Source organism: Paenibacillus sp. AK002 (assembly GCF_053903045.1).
In genome coordinates this window covers 6,313,763-6,322,500 of sequence record NZ_CP096377.1, presented here as the reverse complement: position 1 = coordinate 6,322,500, position 8,738 = coordinate 6,313,763, and the positions used below count along the sequence as shown (strand labels likewise).

The 8,738-nt window shown below is 51.2% G+C and carries 7 protein-coding genes and 2 rRNA genes (1 of these 9 cut by a window edge); all 9 read left to right on the top strand.

The window, feature by feature from the left end; all coding sequences use genetic code 11:
* Nucleotides 1–2,001 (top strand): 23S ribosomal RNA (locus M1D70_RS28650) (it extends 929 nt beyond the left edge of the window).
* A gap of 66 nt (nucleotides 2,002–2,067) precedes the next feature.
* Nucleotides 2,068–2,184 (top strand): 5S ribosomal RNA (gene rrf, locus M1D70_RS28645).
* A 362-nt stretch (nucleotides 2,185–2,546) separates the two neighbouring features.
* Nucleotides 2,547–3,584, top strand: a complete 1,038-nt coding sequence (locus tag M1D70_RS28640) for an ABC transporter ATP-binding protein (RefSeq protein ID WP_009594673.1) — start codon at nucleotides 2,547–2,549, stop codon at nucleotides 3,582–3,584.
* The gene (locus tag M1D70_RS28635; RefSeq protein WP_009594671.1) at nucleotides 3,577–4,335 is read left to right on the top strand and encodes an ABC transporter permease; all 759 of its coding nucleotides are present in this window, start codon (nucleotides 3,577–3,579) and stop codon (nucleotides 4,333–4,335) included. The genes M1D70_RS28640 and M1D70_RS28635 overlap by 8 nt, the downstream gene beginning before the upstream one ends.
* 45 nt (nucleotides 4,336–4,380) lie before the next feature.
* On the top strand, nucleotides 4,381–4,746 hold the full coding sequence (locus M1D70_RS28630) for a GntR family transcriptional regulator (protein WP_009594678.1): 366 nt from the start codon (nucleotides 4,381–4,383) through the stop codon (nucleotides 4,744–4,746).
* A gap of 22 nt (nucleotides 4,747–4,768) precedes the next feature.
* Entirely contained in the window at nucleotides 4,769–5,473 is a 705-nt protein-coding gene (locus M1D70_RS28625) for an ABC transporter ATP-binding protein (RefSeq protein ID WP_009594668.1), read from the top strand.
* Complete coding sequence (locus M1D70_RS28620) at nucleotides 5,470–6,216, top strand: hypothetical protein (RefSeq protein WP_456288539.1); 747 nt, start codon at nucleotides 5,470–5,472, stop codon at nucleotides 6,214–6,216. Before M1D70_RS28625 ends, M1D70_RS28620 begins: the two co-directional genes overlap by 4 nt.
* A gap of 336 nt (nucleotides 6,217–6,552) precedes the next feature.
* Nucleotides 6,553–7,656 carry an amidohydrolase/deacetylase family metallohydrolase gene (locus M1D70_RS28615; protein ID WP_456290510.1) on the top strand — a complete coding sequence of 368 codons (1,104 nt, stop codon included), beginning with the start codon at nucleotides 6,553–6,555 and terminating at the stop codon, nucleotides 7,654–7,656.
* Nucleotides 7,634–8,737, top strand: coding sequence for a DgaE family pyridoxal phosphate-dependent ammonia lyase (locus M1D70_RS28610; protein ID WP_456288538.1), 1,104 nt, complete (start codon nucleotides 7,634–7,636; stop codon nucleotides 8,735–8,737). Before M1D70_RS28615 ends, M1D70_RS28610 begins: the two co-directional genes overlap by 23 nt.
* The last annotated feature ends 1 nt before the right edge of the window (nucleotide 8,738 follow it).

Here is an 8,738-nt window from a genome sequence, read left to right as displayed (position 1 = left end):
CGGGGCCCGCAAGGGTTACCAAGCTCAGTCAAACTCCGAATGCCATAGACTTATATCCGGGAGTCAGACAGTGAGTGCTAAGATCCATTGTCAAAAGGGAAACAGCCCAGACCATCAGCTAAGGTCCCCAAGTGTGTGTTAAGTGGGAAAGGATGTGGAGTTGCACAGACAACCAGGATGTTGGCTTAGAAGCAGCCACCATTTAAAGAGTGCGTAATAGCTCACTGGTCGAGTGACTCTGCGCCGAAAATGTAACGGGGCTAAACACACCACCGAAGCTATGGCTTGATGCTTGCATCAGGGGTAGGGGAGCGTTGTATGTAGGTTGAAGGTGTACCGTAAGGAGCGCTGGACAGCATACAAGTGAGAATGCCGGTATGAGTAACGAAAAGATCAGTGAGAATCTGATCCGCCGAAAGCCCAAGGTTTCCTGAGGAAGGCTCGTCCGCTCAGGGTAAGTCGGGACCTAAGGTGAGGCCGAAAGGCGTAATCGAAGGACAACAGGTTGAAATTCCTGTACCACCGTAAACCGTTATGAACGATGGGGTGACGCAGGAGGGTAGTGACGCGGACTGATGGATGTCCGTCCAAGCAGTGAGGCTGATGTGTAGGCAAATCCGCACATCGATAAGGCTGGGCTGTGATGGGGAGTGAAAATTACAGTAGCGAAGGTCATGATCTCACACTGCCAAGAAAAGCCTCTAGTCAGGTGAAGGTGCCCGTACCGCAAACCGACACAGGTAGGCGAGAAGAGAATTCTAAGGCGCGCGGAAGAACTCTCGTTAAGGAACTCGGCAAAATGACCCCGTAACTTCGGGAGAAGGGGTGCCTCGGTAGGGTGAATAGCCCGAGGGGGCCGCAGTGAAAAGGCCCAAGCGACTGTTTAGCAAAAACACAGGTCTGTGCGAAGCCGTAAGGCGAAGTATACGGGCTGACGCCTGCCCGGTGCTGGAAGGTTAAGGGGAGCGGTTAGGGGTTAAACCCGAAGCTGTGAACCGAAGCCCCAGTAAACGGCGGCCGTAACTATAACGGTCCTAAGGTAGCGAAATTCCTTGTCAGGTAAATTCTGACCCGCACGAATGGCGTAACGACTTGGGCGCTGTCTCAACGAGAGATCCGGTGAAATTTTAATACCTGTGAAGATGCAGGTTACCCGCGACAAGACGGAAAGACCCCATGGAGCTTTACTGCAGCTTGATATTGGATTTGGGTACGATCTGTACAGGATAGGTGGGAGCCTTTGAAGCATGAGCGCCAGCTTGTGTGGAGGCGACGTTGGGATACCACCCTGATCGTATCTAGGTTCTAACCTGGTACCGTGATCCGGTACGGGGACAGTGTCAGGCGGGCAGTTTGACTGGGGCGGTCGCCTCCTAAAGAGTAACGGAGGCGCCCCAAGGTTCCCTCAGAATGGTTGGAAATCATTCGAAGAGTGCAAAGGCATAAGGGAGCTTGACTGCGAGACCTACAAGTCGAGCAGGGACGAAAGTCGGGCTTAGTGATCCGGTGGTACCGCATGGAAGGGCCATCGCTCAACGGATAAAAGCTACCCTGGGGATAACAGGCTTATCTCCCCCAAGAGTCCACATCGACGGGGAGGTTTGGCACCTCGATGTCGGCTCATCGCATCCTGGGGCTGAAGTAGGTCCCAAGGGTTGGGCTGTTCGCCCATTAAAGCGGTACGCGAGCTGGGTTCAGAACGTCGTGAGACAGTTCGGTCCCTATCTGTCGTGGGCGTAGGAAATTTGAGAGGAGCTGTCCTTAGTACGAGAGGACCGGGATGGACGTACCGCTGGTGCACCAGTTGTTCCGCCAGGAGCATGGCTGGGTAGCTACGTACGGACGGGATAAGCGCTGAAAGCATCTAAGCGTGAAGCCCCCCTCAAGATGAGATTTCCCAGTATGTAAGACCCCTTGAAGACGACGAGGTAGATAGGTTGGAGGTGGAAGTGCAGCAATGCATGGAGCTGACCAATACTAATCGGTCGAGGGCTTATCCAAAATATATTTCAATGTGCTGCAAATTCGTTTCGTATCTAGTTTTCAGGTGATCAAGCATCTGAACCGTTTGGTGGCGATGGCGGAAGGGTTCCACGCGTTCCCATACCGAACACGACCGTTAAGCCTTCCAGCGCCGATGGTACTTGGACCGAAGGGTCCCGGGAGAGTAGGACGTCGCCAAGCGAACAACCATAAAGACCGTTATCGAGTGATCGATAGCGGTCTTTTCCTATTGCTCCTAAAGAGTGAGGCGTTCTCAATACTTGCCCTAAAAGACGATCCTGTAGGATCGTCTTTTTTTGTTCGCGAAGATTCATCCCTCGCTTTTTCGCAATCCTCTTATATCACCATCATGGGGCAGCAGCTCCCTGAGTGCACAAGTATGTGATGGAGACTCACTGGATAGAGCTGCCGACCCTTTGTACTGTAGCTCAACCCATACCTCGACTCAGTTTCTTCACAGTGAAAAATTAGGCTTTACAGAACCAAACCACTAGTGTACTATTTAACTATGACACCTATACAAAAAGGAGTGGAACTAATACATGAGCGGAAACGATTCAAATAAAATGACAACGAATATAGAGAACGCCTCAGGGGAATGGGTTGATGGAATCAGTGGATCGGCCTCCACCAATAGGAAAGATGCCAAGAAAGGGCCCGTCGTCCTTACCGTCAATCAGGTCACCAAGACGATTGGAAAGAAGAACATCGTCGACAAGCTATCCTTTGACATTCATCGTGGCGAAATCGTTGGTTTGCTTGGACCGAACGGCGCAGGCAAAACAACAACCATTCGTATGATTGTAGGGTTGATCGAAATGAGCCAAGGCGATGTACTGGTCAAGGGACACAGCATCAAGTCCGATTTCGTTCAAGCCGTCCGCCATATCGGGGGCATCATCGAGAATCCGGAATTTTACCCGTACATGAGCGGTTATGACAACCTGAGGCAGTACCAGCGAATGTCCGAGGGAGTGACAATCACAAGAATCATGGAGGTTGTCAAGCTTGTCGGGCTGCAGGACGCCATACACAAGAAGGTTCGTGCTTATTCCCTTGGTATGCGCCAACGATTAGGAATCGCGCAGGCGCTGCTCCACAATCCGTCCATCCTTATTCTCGATGAGCCGACGAACGGACTGGATCCTGCCGGTATTCGCGAGATGCGGGATTATTTGAAACAAATCGCCAGAGATGAGGGAATTGCCATTCTCGTATCCAGCCATCTGCTGTCGGAGATGGAGCTGATGTGCAGCCGCGTGGTGGTCATCCAGGAAGGCAAGTTTGTTACCGAGCGCTCAATTGGGGGGACGGTCGTGAATGAAGAGTTAACGACGGTAAGCCTCCGCGTGAATGATACGGCCATGGCGGAACAAACGGTTCAACATCTCAAAGGCATCACTCTGATCAATAACTCAGAGGAGGAGGGGATGATCACTCTTCAACTTCACGAAGAGGATATACCCACGCTGATCCAGTCACTGTGCGATGCACGCGTACGGATTTACCGGGTGGAAGAGATAAAATCATCACTTGAAGAAGAATTCTTGAAATGGACAGGAGGCAACCGCATTGCGTAGCTTTGGAAATCTCGTCTGGAACGAATGGCTCAAAATGTTTAAGAAACGAAGCTTCTTCTTGCCATATGCGCTTTTGGCTGGAATGGTGATCTTCACGGCGTTCTTGCTCTTTAAATTTTCCGATGGCGGCAGCACCGGCTACGAATTTGCCCAGATCGCTGTAACCACCAAGGGAATGGGGCAAGTGCTGACCCTGCTTGCCATTGTTGTGACGGCAGGAGCCGTAGCGAAGGAACACAGCATGGGAACGATCAAATTGCTGCTTATACGCGCACAGAGCCGCACCAAAATTTTGGCATCGAAATATGTGGCCGTATTGATTTACATCTTAACACTGGTGGCCTTCATGTTTGCTGTAGCCGTGCTGACAGGACAAATTACGTTCGGCATGGATGTCGGCTCCGTTACGCTAGGCGATGTGCTCATTGGAGCGGTGAACAACCTGGTGTATACGATCGTTTATGTAACGCTGACCTTTATGGTAGGCATTCTAACGAGATCCACCGGTCCTGCGATCGGTATCGGCATGTTCATGGTCATTATGGAAAGCATGGTGGTACAGCTGCTTGCACGTTATTCCTGGTCCAAGTACCTGCTGTTCCTCAACGTGGATCTTTCCCTGTACAGCGGAGGCGCAAGCTCCCCGGTACCAGGCATGAGCTTAACGTTCTCAATTATTGTGCTCGCTGTATATCTCCTCTTGTTTCTTGCGACAGGCTTTGTTACGTTTAAAAAACGGGATGTCGCATAAGGAGCCTGAGTTCGAGGTAGAGCGGCGGAAAGGAGCAACCCGACAGTGAGTATCGAATTTGACAATAATCTGCCGATCTATTTACAGATCATGACGTATCTGAAGAAAGAAATCATCATCGGCAAACTTCTGCCCGGTGATAAAATCCCATCGGTTCGAGAATTAGCGAGTGAGCTTCAAATAAATCCAAACACGGTGCAGCGAACTTTTCAGGAATTGGAGCGTGAGGGTATTGTGGAGACGCGGCGGGGATTGGGCCGATACGTAACTAGCGAGGAATCGAAAATCATGGAAATCAAAAAAGAAATGGCCGGCGATCTGCTGGAACGGTTTATACGCGGCATGCAGGAACTCGGCTTTAAAGATCAGGATATCATTACGATCGTGGAAGATGCTGTGAAGCAGCCATGATCCAAAAAGCGGAGGTGAGACCATGGTGGAAAATCTGTTACAGGTACGAAGCGTGACCAAAACGTATGCCGGTAAACGCAGAGCGCTGCATGATGTCAATCTGGATATCAGCGGAGGCAAAATCATCGGCTTGCTGGGTACCAACGGCAGCGGCAAGAGCACGCTGATGAAGATTGCAGCCGGTTTGATCCAGCCTACGGCGGGTGCCGTTTACGTGAACGGCAAACCCGTGGGGCTGGAGACTAAAGCCAGCGTGTCCTTCATGCCGGACCGGCCGATGACGGAATCCTGGATGAAGGTCTCGGATGCGGTGGCGTACTTCAAGGATTTTTATGAGGATTTTAATGTAGAGAAGGCAAACAGAATGCTGGACTTCATGAATTTAAAGACCAATGATCGCATCAGCTCCCTGTCCAAAGGGATGAATGAGCGCCTGCAGTTAACGCTCGCATTGTCCCGCGAAGCGAAGCTGTATATGCTGGATGAACCCATCGGCGGGGTGGATCCCGTAGCCCGAGGAAAAATTTTGGATGCCATCGTTGAATTCTACAACGAGGACAGCAGCATCATGGTTTCGACCCATCTGGTCCGGGACATCGAACGGATATTTGATGAAGTGATCTTCATTCGCAACGGCGAGGTTGCCATGCATGACGAAGTGGAGAACATCCGCCTAAAACACGGAAAAAGCGTGGATGAGATGTTTAAAGAGGTGTATGCGGAATGATGAGACTGCTGAAATACGACTGGAAGAGAAACTCGACCACGCTGCTCGGCGCCTTTGCGATTCTTCTTATCGTGCAGATCGCGATCACGGTGACGGGTTCGATAAGGGATTGGGAGCTAGGATTGAGTTTTGGTTTAAGCATGCTGGCTTACGGATCGGTAAGCGTCTTGCTGCTGGTTGTTACCAGCAAGAACTTCGACTATAACATCAAGGCATATCACCGGCGTCTGCTCCCCGTCCGTTCCGTCTGGAGCGTGGTTTCCTCCCTCATTCTGGCGTGCGCGAGTATACTGACGCTGTGTATACTGATGGCGCTGCATTTGTGGTACTATTGGAACGCTGCCGGCATCCCATGGGAAATGATCCGTTTTTCCGATTATCCTGTTATGTATTATGTTGGTCTCGCCCTGTTGACGGCATGGAAATTCATCTTCCTGATGATTACGATATTTTTTGCCATTGCCGTGGCCAACAGCATCACGAAGAAAGGCAGCGTATGGATCGGCATTCTGGTGTTCTTTGTATTGCATAATGTCCTGTCCTGGATCAGCCGGCTGTTCTTCGGAGAAGAGGCAGCATGGGTCGGGCCGATGGCGACCATTTCCTTCGAGAATGAGGCGGATTTTACCGTGTCTGCCGCGCAGTATACGTTAGCATGGGGGGCATTTGTTTTTGAGGTCATTGTGGCAGCCTTGATCCTATATGCTACGGTGTATCTCGTTGATCGGAAGGTTGAGGTTTAACATCAAGGGATATGAGGATTTAATACTATAAACGGACCAAAGAAACTGCCTATCCAAGGCAGTTTTTTTGGTATGAAGCGAGAAGGAATCCGGCTAGGAATACAGAACTAGAACCTGAGCAGTATGGTGCAACCATCCATGGACTCCGTTTTTATAGGCAAGAGATAGAGGATAAAATCCGAAAATTGATTTAAACATTATAACGTTATATTCACGTTCAGGATGTTCTGTGCTATGCTATAACCATGGTATTAAGATAAAGCAATGCAAATCGGCGGTACTGAAGAGGATATAAGGCTGGTCCGGCAAGGCTGAAGGGGTGAAACGATGAAGATTTTGGAACAGCGTTTTGTTTTGCGCAACGTACAGACGGTGCATGATGAGAAGCCTTTTGACATTGTCATGGAGAACGGGTTCATTACCGAAATAACGGATGCGGATACGGCATCGGGTGACAACGGTTTTGACGGTACGGGATTATATGTGTCCAGCGGCTGGATCGATATGCACGTCCATGCGGTCGCCAAGCTGGAGCCTTATGGCGATGCCATTGACGAGATCGGGGTTCAGCAAGGGGTCGCTACCATTATCGATGCAGGAAGCTGCGGCGCGGATACGATTGGAGAATTGGCAGCCGAGGTTGCCAGGGCCAAGACCAATGTGTTTGCATTTTTGAATATTTCCCATATTGGACTTCAGCGGATCGACGAGCTTTCCAGTTTGGAATGGATCGATCCTGAGAAGGCAGCAAAAGCGGTATTGACGTATCCCGACCTGATCATCGGGCTCAAGGCAAGAATCAGCAAAAGCGTAGTGAAGGACAATGGCGTAGAGCCGCTTCGACTCGCAAGGAAACTGTCCGGGAAAACGTCCCTGCCGCTGATGGTTCATATCGGATCAGGACCTCCTCCGATTGAAGAAGTGCTGGAGCTGCTTCAGAAGGATGACATTATCACTCATTATTTGAACGGGAAAGCCAACAATTTATTCGATTCGGACGGAAAGCCGATTCCTGCCCTGACAAAAGCGATTGCCCGCGGCGTTCATCTGGATGTCGGCCATGGTACGGCGAGCTTCTCGTTCCTGGTGGCTGAGTATGCGAAATCCCAGGGGATTAAGCCGGATACGATCAGCACCGATATTTATCGCGGCAATCGCATCCATGGTCCGGTGTACAGCCTGGCCAATGTCATGAGTAAGTTTCTGTATCTAGGATACGGCTTGCAGGAAGTGGTCGCTGCGGTAACGGACCATGCAGCAGCTTGGCTGGGCCGTCCGGAGCTGGGCCGAATCCAAGTCGGCGACGCTGCCCATTTGACGCTGTTCGCGGTGCGGCAGGGACCGATGAGTTTGACCGATTCCGAAGGGGAGACCCGAATCGCGGACCGATATATCGAAGCCAAAGGAGTGGTAGTCAATGGATCATTCATTACATGCTAAATACGGGTTGAAACGCGTGGTTAACGCCAGCGGGCGCATGAGCATTCTTGGCGTGTCGGCACCGACGGATACCGTCATGGAAGCCATGCGGATCGGTGGACAGAGTTACGTGGAAATCGCGGATCTGGTAGATAAAGCAGGCGATTACATGGCGCGCATTCTCGGTTCCGAAGCGGCGGTTGTCGTCAATTCGGCTTCCAGCGGCATCGCTCTATCCGTGGCTGGTATCGTCACCGAGGGCAATCGCAGGCGCAGTGACCGACTGCATCAGGAGCCGATTGCCAAGAACGAGATCATCCTGTTCAAGGGGCATAATGTGCAGTATGGAGCTCCCGTTGAAACGATGGTGTATCTCGGAGGCGGCAAGGTCGTAGAGGTAGGGTACGCCAACGAAGGGCGTAAGGAGCATATTGCAGAAGCGATAAATGAACGGACCGCTGCCATTTTATACGTGAAATCCCATCACTGCGTGCAGAAAAACATGATTTCGGTGGAAGAAGCGGCAGAAGTGGCCCAGGCACATGGAATACCGCTGATCGTGGATGCCGCTGCCGAGGAGGATATCCAGAAGTATGTGAAGTACGGAGATCTGGCTATTTACAGCGGTTCTAAGGCAATCGAAGGTCCGACCTCCGGTATAGTAGGCGGCAAGCGCCAATACGTGGAATGGGTGAAGGCGCAGCTGCATGGCATTGGGCGGAGCATGAAGGTGGGCAAGGAAACGACGTTTGGATTGCTTCAGGCGCTGGATGAGTATATGGTGAAGGAAGATAAGAGCGATTTGGAGAAGGCGGCACTCGAGGAAATGAAGTCCTTATCGAAATTGCCGGGTATTGAGGTTGCGATCGTGCAGGACGAAGCGGGAAGAACGATCTTCCGGGGACGCGTGAAGGTCAATGAGGAGGCGGCCGGGGTCAGCGCCAAATCCATGAACGATCAGCTGCGCGAAGGCGACATTGCGGTGTATACCCGGGATTACGGCGTACGCCAGGGGTATTTTGATATCGATCCTCGCTCGCTTTCCGGCGATGATTTGCGAGTCATTATAACAAGAATACAGCAGATTGCAGGGGGAAACTAAG